This window comes from Marinoscillum sp. (assembly GCF_040222955.1).
In the GTDB taxonomy this organism is placed as follows: Bacteria; Bacteroidota; Bacteroidia; order Cytophagales; family Cyclobacteriaceae; genus Marinoscillum.
This window is the reverse complement of sequence record NZ_JAVKCA010000006.1, coordinates 25,846-43,402: the sequence shown is the minus strand read 5'-3', so window position 1 is coordinate 43,402 and position 17,557 is coordinate 25,846. Positions and strand designations below refer to the sequence as shown.

The window sequence follows — 17,557 nt, the reverse complement described above, 5'->3', positions numbered from 1 at the left end:
CTGGATGATTTTGAGGGGTAATTACATCAAACTTATTCCGAAATCTATACACTATCTTATCGTTATAGTAATTGCAATTTTATGCTCCTCAATTCTTGTAAGAAGACCATTTATATTTTATTGGGGTCTGGCAGCAATTTTTTACCTTTTCTTTACGGGTGCAGGAATTTACCTGACAGTACTTTTTCTCATTGAATATAACGTATATATTAAGCCAATTTCATATCATTATATTTTTCTGGGAACATTTGTTGCAGGCTTTATTTATAAGGTCATAAAGTACAAATTAAATGAATATAACAAACGATGATGGCGCATGGCCTTACTTAGCTGTCTGCCAAGAGCATGCAAAACATCCCGCTTAGCTGCCGCCAACCAACTGAAGTGCTTTCTACCCTCTCCTGCTCGTGGAAGTCTTTTATCTTCATGCCGCAGTAAGTATCTGATGCTTTGGAAGCACCCCTTGGCCAGGCGCGGCAGATAAGCTACTTTTATCGGAATTAAAAAAGCTCGGAGGCCACAGCGCCATATCTGAGCGTTAGCATCTATGGACTTCAGAGTGAAAATGATTAACTTTAAGTTATGACGATCGAACAGCGAAAAATATCTTTGATCAACTGGATCACCAATATTGATGACGAAACTGTGATCAATCAGATTGAGGGCTACAGAAAAACTTCGATCAACTCTTTACCAAAAGAGATCATTGAACTCCTAAACATTTCTGCCTCAGAACCAATTGAAGATTGTGTCGAGCATACTTCGGCTCAAGACATCTTAAATATGAAGGAGTAATGAAGAAGGTGATCTGGTCTCCAACTGCCAGAAAATCTCTCAGACGAACATCAGTTTTCATATCCGAACTCTGGAACGAACAGGTAAAAACGGAATTTCTGAATCAATTGAACTTTCGGGTTGACCAGATAAGAAAGAACCCTGAACTTGCTCCTACTTTTGAGGATAGTGAAGTCAGGAAACTGGTGATTCATAAGTCAGTTTCCCTCTACTACCTGAATTTACCTGAACATCTGAGGCTTCTGCTAGTCTGGGACAACAGACAAGATCCTGCGAAACTTTACCAAGAATTAACAGATGCTAACAAGCGCTGATCGGTTATATGCCTCCCGAATCCTCGGGAGTGCTTTCTGGCTGGCTTTAGTGCAACTCGACCGTAATATCTGCCGCTGAGAAATGACAGTGCTTTCTATCATCTTTTGCTCGCAGGATTTTTAGACTTTCGCAACGCAGTGCCATTTGGAACCGTTGTGAGCCTCGGCAGATTTCACTACTTTAGTGCCATTCACTAGCTGCGGACATACGCCCGATTGCTGGTCGGTTGGCAAACATTATGAAGAAGCTCATAATCATATTAACTACATTATTGACACTTAACGGATGTCAAAAAATTGAATGCCCTGCTTTTGATTTCAACCACCCAATCAATAAATGGCATTGGTTTCCTGACAATGATGCGAAATATGATTTTGTAGATGCAGATTTAAAAACAACCGAGTTGACCCAAACCAAATTTGAATTCAATCAATTTGAAGAAAGAAAATGTCACATGTGCGCATGTTTTTCAGACTTAAATGCACACTATAATTTTTTGGATTTGGGTATCCAGTTAAGAAGTACACTGTCTTATCAATCAGACGTGAATTCAGATGAAGGCTCTCTCTATTTTGGTATTGACAATATTGGTTCCCCTTTTGACCCTAAAGAGAGCACTGTCTCTGAAGACGAAGTAGAAAATTATGAATCTCAAGAATTTGATATTAGCCTATTGGACACGTTGATTATTGTTGATTCGACTTATTTAAATGTAACCCAACTTGCAGTTTTAGATACAACAAAAACAGAAGTTCGAAAGGTTTGGATTATTCCGCATTCAGGAATAATTGGACTTAAAATAAGTAACAAGGTGTGGAAAAGAAGAAAATAAAAACGATTTGCCAACAAGCGCTATGAATGAATGGGGTTTCATCGGTGAGAACAGTTTTGTGGGAATTGGAAAGTCCGCCACAAGTTTTAAATTTAAATCAAGGCGTGGCTATGTGCGAGACGAGAGGTTAGTGCTCCCGATAGCTATCGGGACTAATCCCCACTCATCATAGCTTGACGTTGTCCTTCACTAACTTCACAATTAAGACTCATGGATATCGAAGATGCTTTTGACGAAATCATGAAATATGCGCACTTCTGGGACTGGGTTCCTGATTGGGGAGTTGCAAGAGATGCCTACAAGAAAATTCCAAACTCCTATTCAGTATTATCTCCATTCGCATACTCATATTTAGAAGAATTAATTCGATCTACAACGAGTGAATATCCACTGCAATTCCGCGATGAAGGCAAGCTCATTTTAAAGAGAAAGAAAGTTGGATTGGATTTAATTAGTCTCGCAATTACTGAAAACAAGGAAAAGAATCCGGAGTATGTCAGTTTTCTTGAAGAATTAAAAGACTACTACTTTGAATCTAAAATCACTGATGAGGGTAATAACAGAAATAGCGTTGCTCATGGATATATTCATCCAAGATTTTGGAGTCAAGAATCGTTTGAAAAACTTATTCTGGATATTGCCAGACTATCTAAACATTCAGGATTTTAATGAACCATCAACCTGCCAAAATATCCCTTGCCCTTATTGGTCTTCCACCCTGGCGGAGAAGTCTGACCAACAAGCGGGATACGGGTAGCAAAATCCACCAACAGGTATTTCTCCAGAAACTATAATATATACACGCCTGTTGCTGATCACCCACAGGGGCGAAGGAATCAAAAAATGACTTTCCATAGAAGATGATAGTACATTGGTCTACCTCTATTCAGTGATTTCTATGGTTTGAAGCAAGTCATTCCATCCGGTATTGCTGTCCCAAACATTTTCATTGGCCAGGCGCACCGAATATTCCGGCCTTTCGGCAATTGACTCAAACTGATCAGCGATATGAAGATATAATACATAAGTGCCTGTTGGTACATCTGACAGGTCTATGGTTTCTGTAATGTTGAATGACTCTCCTGGTCGGGCTTTGCGGATATCCACATCCAAAATCATGCGCACCGGGTCTCCGGACGTAGGGGACAGCACCAGGGATACCGTCTTGTGATTGTATATGGGTGCCCATCCATGGTTGTACAAATAGATAGCGATATCCAGTGACGTGGATTTTGACATCACAGAATCGATGATGGTAGAGTCCAGGGCCAGCCGGTAGCCCATATCCCGTTCAAACTCTTCAAAACAACCTTCACTTTTCCATCCGTCAATAATGGGTTTGTACCAATCCAGGTTTAGATAGCTCCATTTAAGTAAAGACATGGTCTCACGGGCTTCTTCACAGTCAGCTGCATCTACTCCGGACGGAGGACAGGTTTCACCACCAGTGGGTACATAAAATGCCTCCTGGCTAATGTAGTTTTTATCGGTGGTGGGGTTGTCGTAGGTACCATAGTCATTATCACTCGCCATGAAGCAGTCATTGTGATGACCTACACGTGCAATGGCTGCATCCGAATAACCTATCTCATCGGTCATGGCAGTTTGTTCTCCAAATACATCCCGCTTTTGACGTGGGGTTCTCAGTTGTATTTTTATTTCTGAGGGAATTACTTCCAGTAGTTTCGTGACAATGCGCTTTTGATTGGCCAGTGCAGTCAGGTTGTTACTGGAGCTATGCCATTCACCCCAGAGCCCTGCGAAACCAGCATTAACAAAGGCGATTACGTCTGCATTGGCTTTAAATAAGGGTTTTAGTTGATCTAAATGCCTTTCCACTATCTCGATAGGTGCATCTGTGCCATCATCGGAGTTGTTGGTGTAAGCAAATCTCAGCACGCATTTTAACCCCACCGATCTAAGGTTATCCATGTCGGTTTGTATCAGGTCAAGTTGTGCCTGACTGAGGTCAATTTGTTTGAATTTTTCGAAATAGTAGAGCCGCCAAACCAGACTGATATTGTCATTTCGAAGGTTTTGGAGCGCGCTTTGAGTAAGGGGTGATCCTTCGGAGAATACTGCGGTCAAATGTAAAAACCCTCTTTCGGGATTGGGAAAAGATTCCATTGACGGAGTGTAGTGAACCGTGTTTGAGGTGTTGGTAGCAGGGTTTGAATCCGGTGAGGGATCCTTGTCTTTACAGCCCACCAGGATGCTTAAAAGCAGCAGCATCGTGGGTACAATTCTGTTATATAAATTGGTCATGGTATTTTTTTAAAAGTTTAATTTCATTTTACTCCGTCTCTATTAGTGTTTTCACCAACAGAAAGGTCAGTATCCTCAATATTCCACCCAAATCGCTCCTATTTCACCCTGAATGTCGTGGGCGCGGACTTTGATCACCAGCATGTCGGCCTGCATCTCCCAGCGCAGGATGCTGATGGCGGGGTTGTTGCTCTCCACCTGCTCGGGCTCGCGGGTGCTCCGCAGCTTGAGCTCCTGGGTGCCGTACAGACACAGGTCTATTTTGGTCAGCGCCTCACTTACCGTCAGCTCGAAGATCGTACAGGTGTCTTCGTGCCAGATCACATTTTGCAGTGGCGCAGTGCCCGTCTCATACCTCAACTCATAGACTTTCTGCAGGAGCTGGGGCAGGTAGAGGTGGCCATAGCCCTCATGTTCTATGTACGCCGGAATGGGCGCCCCATTGATGGTGGCTGCTGAGACATGTTCTCCCGGCTTCAGGGGCACCTTCAGCACCATGTTGGCCGGGAAGTACCCCCGGTAGACATGGTCCGGCATTTGGGTGTTATCGATCTGCACCACGCCGGCGTTCGTCCCGGTCACCTTCGTGTAGGTGTTGTAGAGCCATTGGGAGTGCATCTGAGCGGTGTTTTTCGCACAATACCGATCTTCAGTGGCCTGCACGGCCTGGTAGTACTCTGCCCACAGTGTCGTGATGTCTTTTTGATCCTGGCCATCGGGAGCCAGAAGGTTGGGCCAGTGGGTTTCTATGTAGTCGGTGGGCTGTGCCGCCAGCGGCGTGGTGGGCAGCTTGCCCATTTCATACCACAGATTGCCGTAGTTGTAGCGGTTCATCACATGCACCCGGTGGTCAAAACCCCCGCCATTGGGTTCGGCAGGCGGGTTACATTCGGGTATTTGGGTAAAGTCCGTATTGGCGTAGCGCACGCCATAGCCGCTCAGAATGCTGCCTGAACTGTAAGGTCCCTGCGGATCCCAGTGGTAGCTGTATGCACAAGGCACAAAGCTTTCAGGAAAGGAGTGGCCATTGTCCTGCGAGAGGCCATACTGTTTCAGGATGCGGATGTAGCACTCCACATGGGTGCGAATGTCTTCTTCCGGCCAGGGGTGATGGTCCACGGTGTTATACCATTCGGCACGTCGGCGCTTGCCGGCTTCCGGCCAAAACTCATGCCCCACACCATGCAATCCAAACTCCAGGTGAGCAGCTTCTTTCTTCACCAACTCCATGATGTCCAGCTGCAGATCAGAAATGAGGGCATCATTGTTCCACTTTTCACGCAGGTGTGTGGTGGTAGGGTAGGCACCCAGAAAGTTTTCCCGGTCCATCTCACTCAGGATGAAAAGCCCCTGCAGGCGCACCCCCGCTTTTTTAGCCAGGTCCACCACGGCTTCATAGTCCTTCAGGGTGATGTTCCTGTCCATGCCTAGCCGGTAGGGCCCGTAGCCACCTTCCCCGTCGTTCCGGCCATTGATCCAGCCCAGGTCGTCGATAGCGATGGCAAAAGGTCTCGGGAAGATGATCTGCATGATTATTTGGGATAAGCTTCAATTAAAATAAAATCACTGAATTTTAGTGTCAATTCCGGGGCTTCTTTGGTGATCGTGCCTAAAGAAGCCTGATGGAAGTAGTCATTGACCACATAGGTGTCTGCCGTCAGTCCGCGGAGGGTAACGGCCCCGTCCCACTCCGGCGCATAGAAGGCATAGTGGAGGGTATCTCCTTTTTGGATCACGTGTGCTTCGGGCAGGTCATAGCCTATGTCGTACAGTCCACCCAGGTAGGTTTCTTTGGAGAGCATTTTGTCGTTGTACAGCCCAAACCAGCGCGACCATACCTGTTCCTTTTCCGGGGTGAGCACATAGCTGGCAGAGGCCGTGGGGTTGTCCGCAGGCCAGGTGAATTTGGTGCCCAGCACAGCACCCACCCCAAATGAGCTGGCAAAGTCATTGCCACCATCGCTCAGCTCCACATGATCGCCGTAGTAGGCGGTCTGCGGAATCAGGGCTTTGTAGGTTTTGCCTTTCAGGCGAATCTGCCACGAGGAGGTGGGGTCTGAAGACACTGCCTGGTTCATGTGTGGCATATTGAAAAATGACATGCAGGTACCACAGGGGCAGTTTTCCACCACCGCATTGGGTTTGATGTTCCGGGCCTGCTCATAGATCATTTTGAAAAACTCCGGCAGTTTTTCTGTGCTCAGGATTGGGTCTTCCAGCCTGCTGAGCGGGTTGTGGTCCGGGGCCACGGCATTCATGTGCTGGCCGTCCATTTTGAGTCCGTCAAAGTCCCATTCTTTCAGAAAGAGGTTGACCACTTCCTGAGTGTGGGCTATGGTTTTGGGGTGAGTAGGCGAGAGGTAGTAGGCGTCCCACCAGGTGATGTACTGTGGCGCCCAGTCTTCCAGGTACAGCCGCATGTCGGGGTGCCCGACCAGGAGCTGACTGCCCGGGTCGGCGGCCAGTGGTGCCCACCACAGTTTGGCTTTCAGTTCATGGCTGTGGATGGTTTTCACCAGGTCCTTCATTTGCGCATCGCCACCGGGAAACTTCCGTTCGTTGGTGTGCCAGTCTCCTTCTGCCTGCTGAAATCCATCGTCCAGCACAGCCCATTTGATCCCCAGGGCTTTTACTTTGGGTAGCGTGCCCAGTACTTCAGCCAGGGTGAAATCCCGCTCGTACCCCCAGGCACACCAGATGGGCTCAAATGCCGCTGGCTCGGGTGTCGGGAGCTGGAGTCCTTTGGCCTGCATAAAGGCCGAGTATTGTTGTAGACCATTGTAATAATCTCCGTCATGCAGCATCACGAACGTTTCCAGTGTCTCCAGGGTATCGCCAGGTGCCAGGTAGCTGGGATAGTCAAAGTCTTCGCGTACCCCCACGCTGAGTACCTGTTCGTTCATCTTCATCTCCGTGGGCAGCGAGACCAGCTTGGGCACAGTGGCAGTATGGCCGATGGCTATGCCTGCGTTTCTGTTCCAGACGTCCGTCACCGGGATGCCCCCGCCATAGTCTGAGCTGTTCATGCCCATGTAGTTTTCCTGATAAAACCCCGGATTCACCGGCTTGATCCAGTCGGCCCGGGCTCCGGAGCTACTTCCCTGAAAGGCCCAGAACGGAGGCTCGTCCTGCGAAATGAGCTGGTAGCCGTTGTTGACCCAGCTTTTATAGGTCAATGGCTGGTTTGATTCATTGACATAGCGCACCTGTGTGGTGATCACGTTTGGGAAAGCCTCATAAACCGTTAGTATGAGCTGCTTGGTAAGGCCTGTGGCGGCATTTTTTCCTAAAAAGGTATGTCTGACGCCTTTTCCGGTTGCTGTGGTGACGGGTGTTTCTTCGTATGCCAAAAGGTCAAAGTCGGTCAGTTTCCCTTCTGAGCGGATGAGGTACTCCGTTGGCTGAAAGCCCAACATCAGGTCTGTGGCGCCCGTTTTGGAGGATTGTAAAAAGGTGTGCAGTTGATCGTTCACCCGCAGGGTGAGGTCACCACTTTGGATGGTGGTCTCCTTTTCACTGCAAGACCAGAAGCCACTGATTGCGAGCAGGAGGATCGTCTTAGTCCAGTAGTTTTTGCGCATTTTCATAATAGAGCTTTTTGAGAATGGAATCGGACAAACCAAAGCCATACAGCGGCCAGTGGTAGTTGAAGTATTCGGGCTGGTAGAAATGCTCGTCTTCGCTTTCCAGGATTCTGAAGACTATTTCGTACATCTCCGGTTCGCTGCCCATGTCGGTACCAAAGAGCAGACGGTCCTGATACTTTTCATAGAAAGCAGCCATGTACCGTGGAATGGTTGCGGTTTCACCGTAGCGGGCAGAGATGTCTGCATGCAGGTTGGGATAGCGGTCCAGCAGGTCGGTCAGAATGGATAGATCCGCGCTGCAGTTAGCGAAATGGCAGGCAATAAAGGTGGTGCCAGGATTGGCCTGCAGGGCCTCTTCCAGGGTCTGCATCAAAGCCTGATGTAATAAGATGCCTTCCTGTTCCGGATCGATGCGCCATTTGAACCCATTCATGAGCCCGTCATTGGTGGCGTCCATGGCTTCATACATCCAGGCCGGTTCGGCAATGTGGATATTCACCGGCATGCCCAGTTCTCCGCACCTTTTCAGTAACGGCTGCATCCGTGGGTCGTTGATGTGCATGCCCCGGGCAGGGGTGGGGTGCGAGTAGGTCAGCCCTAGCCCTTTATCACCCAGTTCGCCTACACCGATAGCCCCTTTGCGGTGGCATCGCTCCAGTTCTTTGATGGCCTTTTCCGTCCATCCCGGTTCGTTGTAGCCGGTATAGTCAAAGCCGCACCATAGCTGAAAGCGCTCACCAAATGCGGCATAAACGCTATGCAGACTATCGAACTCCGCACCGGTTGCGTAGGTGAGGATCATCGTTTGCCTGATCCCGGCACTATCCATGTTGATGATCCACTGCTGCAAATCGGCAGCAGTGCGTGCGTAGGGATGTGAGTGCATGTCGATGACCGGAAAGCGTGCTTTGGTCACCTTACTTTTCGGAATCTTGAAAATGGATCTGGGTTGGTAATCTTTGAGCAGCAGGCTATCCGGCGATTGCGCCAGTAGCTGGCCCGAGATCATCATCCAGAAAATGATCCATGCCGCCCGCTTCATACTAGCTGAAATTAATGACTTTGAGCTTCTCACTCACCAGGTCGGTGGCCGCCTGAGTCGCTTTTGGAAAGACTTTTCTCAGGTCTATCTCATCGGAGTCTGCCAGGATCTCCTGGAGTTTTTTCATGAATATGTTTTTGATCTCCGTGGCCAGATTGATTTTGGTAATCCCACGACGGATGGACTCCTGTATCTGGTCATGAGGAATCCCCGAGCTGCCATGAAGTACCAGTGCGGCCGGGGTGGCTGCGTTGATTTCAGCGATCAGGTCCAGCTGGAGTTTGGGGGTTTCTTTGTAGAAACCGTGTGCCGAACCCACCGCCACGGCCAGGGCATTGATGCCCGTTTCTTCCACGAAGCGCCGGGCTTCATCGGGCTGTGTGTAGACCATGTCCTGTCCCTGTCCCAGCTTGGCAATGTAGCCGAGTTCAGCTTCCACATTGGCACCAAACTGCTCTGCATAGCGCACGATTTCCTGAGTAATTTTTACGTTTTCGGCGAAAGGCTTCTCGCTTGCATCGATCATCACCGAGTCGAAACCGGCATCCAGGCAGGCTTTCACCAGGTTCACATCCCCACCATGGTCCATGTGGAGCCATGCCTGCACCCCATACTGTGAGATGGCACTTTTGGCCATCTGAGCGGCCACTTCCAATCCCATGTAGTGCAGCGAACTCTCCGAAAGCTGAAGAATCAGGGCAGAATTGGTTGCTTTGGCTGCAGTGAGTACAGCGGATAGGGTCTCGAAATTGTAGAAGTTGGTAGCCAGTAGGGCTTTGCCTTCTTTTTTATTCAGGGCAAGTTGATCCTGTAGTTTCATAGGTCGTTCAAATGGAAAATGAAAACCGCTCTCTGGCGATTGATTTTACTTTGTTAAGGTCTTGAAAGGCGGCAGTACCACCAGCTTCTGTGGTATTCACGGCGCCCACCAGGTTGGCAAAGTCCAGGCAGGTTTGCAGGTCTTTTCCCTGTATGTACTGGGAGATAAATCCGGCATCAAAGCTGTCCCCGGCACCTATGCAGTCCGCTACGTCTTTGTTGAGGTAGGCGGGCTTGCGGATGGTTTCACCTTCGTGGAAAAGGATGGCTCCATTTTCACCGTCTTTCACCGCCACTATGTTGGCAAACTCCCGGATGGCGTCTATGCCGTGGTGTACCGAGTTGGTTTTGGTCAGGTGTTTCAGTTCTGATCGGTTGGGCAGGAATACATCTACCAGTGGCAAGAGCTCCCGCAAGTCGAGATCCCATTGCTCTGCCGGATCCCATTGTGGGTCCAGGGAAGTGGTCAGTCCAAAGGATTTGGCACGGTCCATTAGTTTTACCAGGTTTTTCTTCAGGTTTGGCTGCAGAAATACAGAGCTGACGTGCAGGTGCTTGGCTTCCGTCAGGATGTCGTTGCGCACTTCTTGTTCGGTAAGGTGCTCCATCGCGCCTGGGTAGGTCACCATGGCCCGGTCCATGTCGTAGTTGAGTACCACGGTGGCTCCGGTCTGGTAATCGCTGGTATGCACCAAAAATTGTGTGCTCACTCCCTTTCCCTTCAGAGTGGTTTCTACCAGGTCACCAAACTGATCTTTTCCGATTTTGCCGACAAAGGCTACCTGGGCACCCAGGGTGGCCAGGTTGCTGGCGAAAATGGCAGAGCTGCTGCCCAGTACCACGCGCAGGTCTTTCGAAAGCTTTTCTTTGCCTACCTCCGGGAAACCATCAATCCCATTCAGGATAATGTCCACGTTGAGCTCACCTACCACTAATACATCGTACATTAGAGACTGTTTTTAAGGTAAATCATAAATGTTCACACCCTGTACCACACGGGAGATCGCTCCGCTGGTGGAGGGCTGGTCAGGTGTCAGACCCAGGCTCAGTGATTTGAAAAAGCCGAGCAGCTGACCCGGTACCACACCAGGCAAGGTCATAAAATCTTCTTCCAGATGCAATCCATTTTGTGTGTGACTGATTTTGTAGTCCACCGGAAGGTCAAAATCTATGCGTTCGGCAATGGCCACCCTGGCGAGGGCTTTTTTGCCTTTGTCCATGGCAAACATTAAGTCATGCTCGTACTTGCTCGCATAGGTGCTGTTGGAGAGGATGAAGACGATCAGCGTTTCGTTATCCACTACGGCCTTAGGCCCGTGGCGAAAGCCGAGAAAAGATTCGTGTTTACAGATGATGCTGCCATCGGTTAGCTCCTGGAGCTTCAGCTGTGATTCTGTGGCTGTGCCCAGCAGAGGCCCTGACCCCAGAAAAACGGCCCTTTTGAAAGGCAGGTCTGCAATTTCTTTGATTTCGTTGAGGTGGTCCGTGAGGATACCTTTGGCGTAATCGCTGGCCAGCTGCACCTGTGCCTTGAGTTGATCCAGTTCATTGAGTCTGGAAAGGAGCAGGCCTGAAAGCAACATGCTGGTATAGCTACTGGTCATGGCCAGGCTCTTGTCGTTGGTTTCTTCCGGTAGCAGGAGGATGTATTTCTTGTTTTTGGACTCATAGGTAGCCAGGTCTCCCTCCATGTTGCAGGTGATGATCAGGTGGTGACAGCTTTTACTGATGTTGTCTGCAAGTTGCACGGCGGCTTTGCTCTCCGGACTGTTACCTGACCTGGCGAAAGAGATCATGAGGATACTTTCATTTCCAGACAGGTAATCATAAGGATGTGAAACCAAATGTGTGGTAGGGATGGCGGTTACATTGCGATGAAGGTTTCGGTAAAAAGTGCCTTCCAGAGATTCGCCAATGTATGCGCTGGTGCCAGCCCCGGTCAGAATGATTTTGTCATATTGATGATCCTGAATAAAGGAACTGATTGTTTTTTGCTGATTTTTTATTAAGTCCCAAATTTTCAACCAAATCGCTGGCTGCTGACTGATTTCCCTGGCCGTGTCGATGGCGCCCAGTGACTTCAGATTCTCCATTTCTAGTCCTAAATATTGCATATTATCTATGGGATGAAATTCTTATGTAAGCTTTTAATCTACTTGAAATCAAAAATAAAAATAAAACTTATACTTTCAAATACTTATTTAATATGTTTTTAATCTTTTGAAAAGTTTCATTTGTTATTGAAGCTTGCTTTAGCATGCGAATATTTTCTATCTTGCTTTAAACCCATATCAAAATGCCTATCAATACCAGAAATTCAACCGTGTCTCGCAGAAATGAGATCTTAAATGCCATCAATAGTGAAGGGCAGGTCTATGTAGATGAGTTGAGTGCCAAATTCGGAGTGAGTGAGGTTACTATACGGAACGATCTGGATCAGTTGGAGCAGAAAAGCCTGCTGATCAGGGCACGAGGCGGGGCGATGAAAATTGAGGGCCGGGTAGGGGTGGATTACAACCTATCGGAGAAAGACAAGATTAACTATCAGGAGAAGGTTCGGATAGGACGAGCTGCCGCAAAGTTGATCAAGAACTCAGAGATTGTGCTCATAGACTCGGGTACGACCACTGCTGAGATGGTGAAGAACCTCACGGATATTGAGGACCTGACCGTAATCACCAACGCTTTGAATATTGCTACCCTCCTAATCAGTCACCCGGGGGTGAATCTGACCATCCCCGGCGGATACCTCAGAAAGAACTCACAATCACTGGTAGGGCCACTGGCAGAGCGAAGCCTTAAGAACTTTTATGTAGACAAGGCATTCCTCGGTGTGGATGGGTTTGACACCAAAACGGGTCTCTACACACCCAATATAGAGGAGGCTCACATCAATGAGCTCATGATTGAGATTGCCAATGAAGTGATCCTCCTGGCAGATTCCAGCAAGTTCAAAAAGAAGAGCTTCGCCTTCATCTGTCCGATCGATAAGATTGACATTGTGGTGACAGACGATAAGCTCTCCGATGATGACCGCAAGCGGCTGGAAGATGCCGGTGTAAAAGTGATTATTGCCTGATTCTATTCCCGCACAAACTTTAGTTGCTGGCTGCCCTCCGGGGTTTGGATGCTGAGCACGTATACTCCAGCGCCCAGCATGCTGACGTCTATGCTTTTTTGGTAGCCCCCTTTGGTGATCAGTGCTCCATCCAGGGAATGGATGGCAAATTGGTCATAGGGTGTGCTGATAGAAAGTCTGTCTTGTGTTGGGTTTGGAAAGACCGACAGAAGCTCCGGCTGAGTGCCCAGCTGGATGACCCCAGTGGTGGCGGACACTGTTTCAGAGAAGGCCGAGGTTCCAAGTTCGTTGTAGGAGGCTATTCGGTAATAATAGGTAACCTTATTCGTGAGATTGTCGTCTCTGATGAGTTTCACTGAAGTGTCATAGGAGCCGATGAGGTCAAATGTTTCACCATCCTGAGAGCGCTCCAGCGTGTAGCCGAGGCAGTTGGCACAGGCACTCCAGGAAACCACCAGTCGCGTTTCGGGCAGGTCGGTTGAGTTTCTCACCGCAAAGTCCCCGGGAATAGCTGGTGGCAATGCCCGGTAATGATTGGTCGGTTGACCTTCGGTATCAGATAAAAGGGCTGCACCATTGTTGAGTGATGCGTAGATGCGGATGCTGCGGTTGTCACCCAGGTTTTCCAAAGCACTTAGTGGAATGGCTAGTTCAGTGGTTTGATCAATCGTTATCTTGTCTATGCTGGCATTGGTACTTGTCCATTGGCTGGAAGAATACCCTGATAGTCCACTCTCCGTGAGCTGATAATCCATGCCGGAAAGCGGACCAGCGTTATCCTGAAAGCCTGTGGAAAGCTCACCGTCAGTGTCCAGGTAAATGCTGTAGTTATCAGCTCCGCCCTCCAGGAGCATAAAGGCATCCTGCGCTCCAAAAAAGACCCTTAGGACTTTAGCTTCGGCATCAGATACTGTGCTGCTAAGCGGCGTAATGGTGTTCCAGTCGGATGATTCACCGTCTATCACAATGGTGGGATAGCTCTCCTCACTCATGGTCAGGGTGATTTCAGTCGATGGAGATGTGCTGCCGGTGGCGCTGCTCAGGTAATAGCGATACGTATAGTTGACTCCCGCAGTAACATTCAGGTCCAGAAAGTAATCCTGAGCGCCACCGATGGAAGCAATGGTTTCGAAAGGTTCAGTGCCTTCAGCTCTTTCTATCACTCGCGTCAGGTCATTGCTTTGTCTTCCCCAGTAGGTCAGGATGGCGTTGTTGCTGGCATCACCAAATAGTTGGTCAGAGCCTTCCATCTCTATGCTGTTTTGTGTTAATCTCGGAGTGAAGTATTCCGAACCTGTATAATCCTCTGCATTATTGCTGGCTGAAATGGAAACGGTACTCAGGAGGTTGTTGTATCCGGTTTCGCTGTCCCAGGTGCCTTCATTGGCCAGACGGATGGCGTAGGCCGGGTTTTTATAGAGTGAGGGATATGGGTCGGGCAGGTTCAGGTAAAGCTGGTAATCACCTTCTGCAATATCTGCAGGAATACCGGCCTCAAAGGTCAGGTTAAACGCTTCATTGAGTGGCCAGAGCTTGATGTGCTCATCTGGCTGGATGAGATATTCCGTGCCTGTCGTGCTGTTTTTCAGGATCACTTCAATCAACCGGGGATTGTAGGGATTGCTGAAGCCATCGTTTTGCAGCGTAAGAAAAAAAGCCAGTGAGCCGTTTGGCCTGGTCTCGGTGGTAAAGGTGCCAGCGATCATTTTGAAGCGGTACCCCAGTCGGAGTTCCACTTCGTCAAAGCAGCCCTGGTTGTCCCACTCGTTTAATACCTGGCGGTTGTAGTCAATGTTCAGGTAAGACCAGTGAAACTGCTCCAGGTCCGAAAGGCTGTTTTCACAATCGGAGTAGGGGGAGGCCAGGGCGCATGTTTCGCCACCCATGGGCGTAAAGCGGGTTTCTTCCCGCAGGTAAGGTTTTTCTATTTCAGGGTTCACGTAGGTCCCAAAATCACTGGATGAAGCCACAAAGCAGTCGTTGTGATGGCCTACCCGGCTGGCATAGCTGCCGGAGAAGGCGGTGGTTTCGTTGAGTGGCTCCTGACTGTCAAAAATCGTGAATTTGTATCCGGGGGTTCTCAGCTGGACCATCCGGTCATCTGGCAGGGCATCGAGTATGCTGTAGACTACTTGTCGTCTGTTTTCCCAGTCTTCGGAGCTGATTTGTCCTGGAGAGTTGGCAAAATGGTCGGTGTAATACCACTCTCCCCACGTGCCGATAAATCCGGCCTGCATGACGGCAATTACATCTGCGTTTTCACGAAGTACAGGTTTGAGCTGATCGATGTGGGTTTGGACAAATTCGGGTCGGGCGTCGTTGTATGGTGCCGTTGTCCCCTGTGAGTAGGCAAACCTTACGATGACTTTGATTCCTGCCGATCGGGCAATGGCAAAATCCCGTCGCATGTTGTTCAGGTAGTCACCCGAAATAGGGCTTTCCCGAAAGCTTTCCAGATAGAAAACCCGCAGGATTTGTGTGATGGCCTCATTGGTTCGGTATCCTTTCAGTGTTTCGGAGTTGAGGTTTTCATACTGTCCGGTGTGTACTTCGGTATGATGATAGAGGCCCCTTTCCGGGTTGGCAATCACACTTTCGTCTGGCGTATAGGTGACGGTCTGGCTATAACCTGTTAGGGCAATGAATAGAAGTAAACAAGTAACTATTCTTTGAATCGGGGACATAGGAATTTGGTATAAAAAAGAGGCCATCTCAAAAGTCCGACAAAACGTGCGGTTTTACTCCTGAGACAGCCTCAAATATGAATTACTGGAAAATTATTTTAAAGTATAAGTAAAGGCTGCAGAGGTTTCTTCACCGTAACCAGCAGGAGCGTTTCCTAACCAGGCCCAGTCAGAACCAGCACCATCAGGAGCATCCACATCTATCAGGAAGAACTTCACAGAACCTGAAGCTGCTGCTGCAGGAGGGAATTCCGACAGGTCCACTGAAAACTCATAGGCTTTATTAGCTCCGGCAGACTGTAATTCTATCGTCTTAAAGAAGTTAGCACTAGGTGTCAGTGCCGTCCATGCCCAGGCAGTTTTGTCTTCACCAGCTGTAGCATCATCGTAGTTGCCAAAGAACAACTCCGCTTCAACAGCACTCTGAGAAATGGCATAACCTTCTACCAGAATATCGAATCCGGGAGTGGTAGGATACATCCATGATGCAAAACCAGTAGCATCATCGTTATCAGAGTTCATGAACAGATCAATGAATCCGTTTGATGCAGAGGTGGTTTTCACGTAGATGAAAAGCTTATCATCTTCCAGGTTTTCTACCTTCACTTCCAGGAAAGAGCCAGCTTCACCGTCTCCATAAGAGGCCAGTGCAGGGATGTCATCCCAGTCTGCAAGGTCACCATCTATTTGGATGTTGATCACTTCCAATACTTCACTTTTGTCATCCGATCCTGTTTCGTTGGTGACAGTAAGTTTTACGATATAGCTACCATTGGCTTCATAGGTATGAGAAGGGCTGAGTTCAGTAGATGTTCCACCATCACCAAAGTCCCATGTTTGCGTTTCTGCGTCGGTAGAAGCATTTACTACGGTCACTGTTTTGCCTTCAAGTGAGAACGTAAAGTCAGCTACCGGCAAAGGAGTCTTGGCTTCATCTTCGCCGCACGAGAAAAGGCCGGCCAAGCCTGCGGTCAGGCTCAGGAGCATTAGTTTTTTAAAGGATTGAGTCTTCATTAGTTTTTAAGTTTAAGGTTTAATACACTTCAATGTTTCCCTTCTATTAAATTAATTGATTTAAATAGGTTTCGAAAGTTATTAACTTTTAAAAACGAAAGCAAACGAAATATAAAAAAAGTTTATAGCTACTATTCATTTTATTATTGTGGCACATCTTTCTTTTCGCGATCAACATCATAAGGAAATGTTACTCTGAGATTAAATAAATGGCTACAACAGCGAAGGCAATCCCAATAAGCAAGGTGTTCTGTGGCCAAACCGCATAAATAAGTAGAGAAAGGATAATGGTAATGACCGGAGACAGCCCGGTCATAGGCACGACGATAATGGCTTTGCCATACCGAAGGGCATACACCAGGGTGAGCGCGCCGATGGAGTTGAGAAAATGAATGAGCAATGCCAGTCCACCGCCTGAGAATCCGTAATTGATGGCGGTGGCAGGATCTGTCATGGCGAAGGCTATCGGACTCATGGCCACTGCGGCTGTCATCATATAGAAAAAGATGCTTTCGGCTTTCATACTTTCATTGGAGAATTTCATCACAAAGGCCTGCAGGCCCCAAAGGATAAATACGCAGGAGGAGAGCAGGAGCCAGGCGTATCCCACCGTGCTGGAGGTCTCTCCATCGGAGTAGGAAAGCAGGAATATGGCGATAAGGGCGGTGATGATACCTATATATTGTTTGGTGGTTGCTTTTTCCTTCAGGATGGCCATGGATAGCACAATGGTCAGTACCGGATATAGAGAGACAATGGGAAAAATAATATAGGCCGGCCCTTCTCTCAGTGCCTGAAAGAGTAACAGCTGACCACCTGCTCCGGCCAGACCTACTATGGAACCTAATACGATGGAGGAGCGGCTGGTGTCCAGTTTCCACCCTATCAGTTGCAACGCTATAAAAGCACAGGGGATCATGGTGATGGCCCATGCGATGTAGCCCATGGTAGCGGGGAAGCCGTTTTTTTCTGGAATTTCAATGATGGCTCCCCAAATGCCCCAGAAGATGGTGGTGATGAGCGCATAGAAAAACCATGAATTTTTGATGGTCATATTTATAGATATTTAGGATAAAGTGAACTCATTGACATTGTAATAATAGAAAGAAAAGACAAAATGGATAA

Annotated in this window: 16 protein-coding genes; 6 read left to right on the top strand and 10 right to left on the bottom strand. The window is 48.3% G+C overall.

All coding sequences use genetic code 11. The features are described 5' to 3' along the window. The 5 genes from RIH33_RS02035 to RIH33_RS02015 all read left to right on the top strand — a co-directional run. Nucleotides 1–310: hypothetical protein (locus RIH33_RS02035; protein ID WP_406658692.1), on the top strand; the 310-nt coding region annotated here is incomplete at its 5' end. 272 nt (nt 311–582) lie between these two features. Next, nucleotides 583–795: a hypothetical protein gene (locus tag RIH33_RS02030; RefSeq protein ID WP_406658691.1), complete on the top strand. Its 213-nt coding sequence runs from the start codon at nt 583–585 to the stop codon at nt 793–795. Beyond that, nucleotides 795–1,109, top strand: a complete 315-nt coding sequence (locus RIH33_RS02025; RefSeq protein ID WP_406658690.1) for a type II toxin-antitoxin system RelE/ParE family toxin — start codon at nt 795–797, stop codon at nt 1,107–1,109. Before RIH33_RS02030 ends, RIH33_RS02025 begins: the two co-directional genes overlap by 1 nt. A 239-nt stretch (nt 1,110–1,348) precedes the next feature. Then, nucleotides 1,349–1,942: a hypothetical protein gene (locus RIH33_RS02020; RefSeq protein WP_406650253.1), complete on the top strand. Its 594-nt coding sequence runs from the start codon at nt 1,349–1,351 to the stop codon at nt 1,940–1,942. 210 nt (nt 1,943–2,152) lie between these two features. After that, nucleotides 2,153–2,611: a hypothetical protein gene (locus RIH33_RS02015; RefSeq protein ID WP_406650251.1), complete on the top strand. Its 459-nt coding sequence runs from the start codon at nt 2,153–2,155 to the stop codon at nt 2,609–2,611. A 213-nt stretch (nt 2,612–2,824) separates the two neighbouring features. Here RIH33_RS02015 and RIH33_RS02010 read toward each other — a convergent pair whose 3' ends face one another. The 7 genes from RIH33_RS02010 to RIH33_RS01980 form a co-directional block, all read right to left on the bottom strand. After that, nucleotides 2,825–4,207 (bottom strand): DUF4832 domain-containing protein, encoded by a 1,383-nt coding sequence (locus RIH33_RS02010; protein WP_406650249.1) that lies wholly within the window; start codon nt 4,205–4,207, stop codon nt 2,825–2,827. Between the two features lie 75 nt (nt 4,208–4,282). Beyond that, nucleotides 4,283–5,737, bottom strand: a complete 1,455-nt coding sequence (locus RIH33_RS02005) for a hypothetical protein (protein ID WP_406650248.1) — start codon at nt 5,735–5,737, stop codon at nt 4,283–4,285. A gap of 2 nt (nt 5,738–5,739) precedes the next feature. Beyond that, on the bottom strand, nt 5,740–7,794 hold the full coding sequence (locus tag RIH33_RS02000) for a glycoside hydrolase family 36 protein (protein WP_406650246.1): 2,055 nt from the start codon (nt 7,792–7,794) through the stop codon (nt 5,740–5,742). Then, nucleotides 7,766–8,836, bottom strand: coding sequence for an amidohydrolase family protein (locus RIH33_RS01995; RefSeq protein ID WP_406650245.1), 1,071 nt, complete (start codon nt 8,834–8,836; stop codon nt 7,766–7,768). The genes RIH33_RS02000 and RIH33_RS01995 overlap by 29 nt, the downstream gene beginning before the upstream one ends. A gap of 1 nt (nt 8,837) precedes the next feature. Then, on the bottom strand, nt 8,838–9,656 hold the full coding sequence (locus RIH33_RS01990) for a ketose-bisphosphate aldolase (protein ID WP_406650243.1): 819 nt from the start codon (nt 9,654–9,656) through the stop codon (nt 8,838–8,840). Between the two features lie 7 nt (nt 9,657–9,663). Next, on the bottom strand, nt 9,664–10,602 hold the full coding sequence (locus RIH33_RS01985; RefSeq protein WP_406650242.1) for a carbohydrate kinase family protein: 939 nt from the start codon (nt 10,600–10,602) through the stop codon (nt 9,664–9,666). A 12-nt stretch (nt 10,603–10,614) separates the two neighbouring features. Continuing rightward, nucleotides 10,615–11,748 (bottom strand): SIS domain-containing protein, encoded by a 1,134-nt coding sequence (locus tag RIH33_RS01980; protein ID WP_406650240.1) that lies wholly within the window; start codon nt 11,746–11,748, stop codon nt 10,615–10,617. Nucleotides 11,749–11,951: 203 nt separating this feature from the next. Here RIH33_RS01980 and agaR point away from each other — a divergent pair, with 203 nt between their 5' ends. Continuing rightward, on the top strand, nt 11,952–12,734 hold the full coding sequence (gene agaR, locus RIH33_RS01975) for a transcriptional repressor AgaR (RefSeq protein ID WP_406650238.1): 783 nt from the start codon (nt 11,952–11,954) through the stop codon (nt 12,732–12,734). 2 nt (nt 12,735–12,736) lie between these two features. On the opposite strand, the gene RIH33_RS01970 is transcribed toward agaR, so the two are convergent. The 3 genes from RIH33_RS01970 to RIH33_RS01960 all read right to left on the bottom strand — a co-directional run bounded on the left by RIH33_RS01970 (nt 12,737) and on the right by RIH33_RS01960 (nt 17,486). Further along, nucleotides 12,737–15,418, bottom strand: a complete 2,682-nt coding sequence (locus tag RIH33_RS01970) for a DUF4832 domain-containing protein (RefSeq protein WP_406650237.1) — start codon at nt 15,416–15,418, stop codon at nt 12,737–12,739. Nucleotides 15,419–15,511: 93 nt separating this feature from the next. Further along, nucleotides 15,512–16,432, bottom strand: coding sequence for a PKD domain-containing protein (locus tag RIH33_RS01965; protein WP_406650235.1), 921 nt, complete (start codon nt 16,430–16,432; stop codon nt 15,512–15,514). Nucleotides 16,433–16,622: 190 nt separating this feature from the next. Beyond that, nucleotides 16,623–17,486: an EamA family transporter gene (locus RIH33_RS01960; protein ID WP_406650233.1), complete on the bottom strand. Its 864-nt coding sequence runs from the start codon at nt 17,484–17,486 to the stop codon at nt 16,623–16,625. Nucleotides 17,487–17,557 lie beyond the last annotated feature (71 nt).

What these genes read in the sequence shown, in the direction of transcription:
- RIH33_RS02030 (WP_406658691.1), top strand. Translation starts at nt 583, where the DNA reads ATGACGATCGAACAGCGAAAAATATCTTTGATCAACTGGATCACCAAT.
- RIH33_RS02025 (WP_406658690.1), top strand. Translation starts at nt 795, where the DNA reads ATGAAGAAGGTGATCTGGTCTCCAACTGCCAGAAAATCTCTCAGACGA.
- RIH33_RS02020 (WP_406650253.1), top strand. Translation starts at nt 1,349, where the DNA reads ATGAAGAAGCTCATAATCATATTAACTACATTATTGACACTTAACGGA.
- RIH33_RS02015 (WP_406650251.1), top strand. Translation starts at nt 2,153, where the DNA reads ATGGATATCGAAGATGCTTTTGACGAAATCATGAAATATGCGCACTTC.
- RIH33_RS02010 (WP_406650249.1), bottom strand. Translation starts at nt 4,207, where the DNA reads ATGACCAATTTATATAACAGAATTGTACCCACGATGCTGCTGCTTTTA.
- RIH33_RS02005 (WP_406650248.1), bottom strand. Translation starts at nt 5,737, where the DNA reads ATGCAGATCATCTTCCCGAGACCTTTTGCCATCGCTATCGACGACCTG.
- RIH33_RS02000 (WP_406650246.1), bottom strand. Translation starts at nt 7,794, where the DNA reads ATGAAAATGCGCAAAAACTACTGGACTAAGACGATCCTCCTGCTCGCA.
- RIH33_RS01995 (WP_406650245.1), bottom strand. Translation starts at nt 8,836, where the DNA reads ATGAAGCGGGCGGCATGGATCATTTTCTGGATGATGATCTCGGGCCAG.
- RIH33_RS01990 (WP_406650243.1), bottom strand. Translation starts at nt 9,656, where the DNA reads ATGAAACTACAGGATCAACTTGCCCTGAATAAAAAAGAAGGCAAAGCC.
- RIH33_RS01985 (WP_406650242.1), bottom strand. Translation starts at nt 10,602, where the DNA reads ATGTACGATGTATTAGTGGTAGGTGAGCTCAACGTGGACATTATCCTG.
- RIH33_RS01980 (WP_406650240.1), bottom strand. Translation starts at nt 11,748, where the DNA reads ATGGAGAATCTGAAGTCACTGGGCGCCATCGACACGGCCAGGGAAATC.
- agaR (WP_406650238.1), top strand. Translation starts at nt 11,952, where the DNA reads ATGCCTATCAATACCAGAAATTCAACCGTGTCTCGCAGAAATGAGATC.
- RIH33_RS01970 (WP_406650237.1), bottom strand. Translation starts at nt 15,418, where the DNA reads ATGTCCCCGATTCAAAGAATAGTTACTTGTTTACTTCTATTCATTGCC.
- RIH33_RS01965 (WP_406650235.1), bottom strand. Translation starts at nt 16,432, where the DNA reads ATGAAGACTCAATCCTTTAAAAAACTAATGCTCCTGAGCCTGACCGCA.
- RIH33_RS01960 (WP_406650233.1), bottom strand. Translation starts at nt 17,486, where the DNA reads ATGACCATCAAAAATTCATGGTTTTTCTATGCGCTCATCACCACCATC.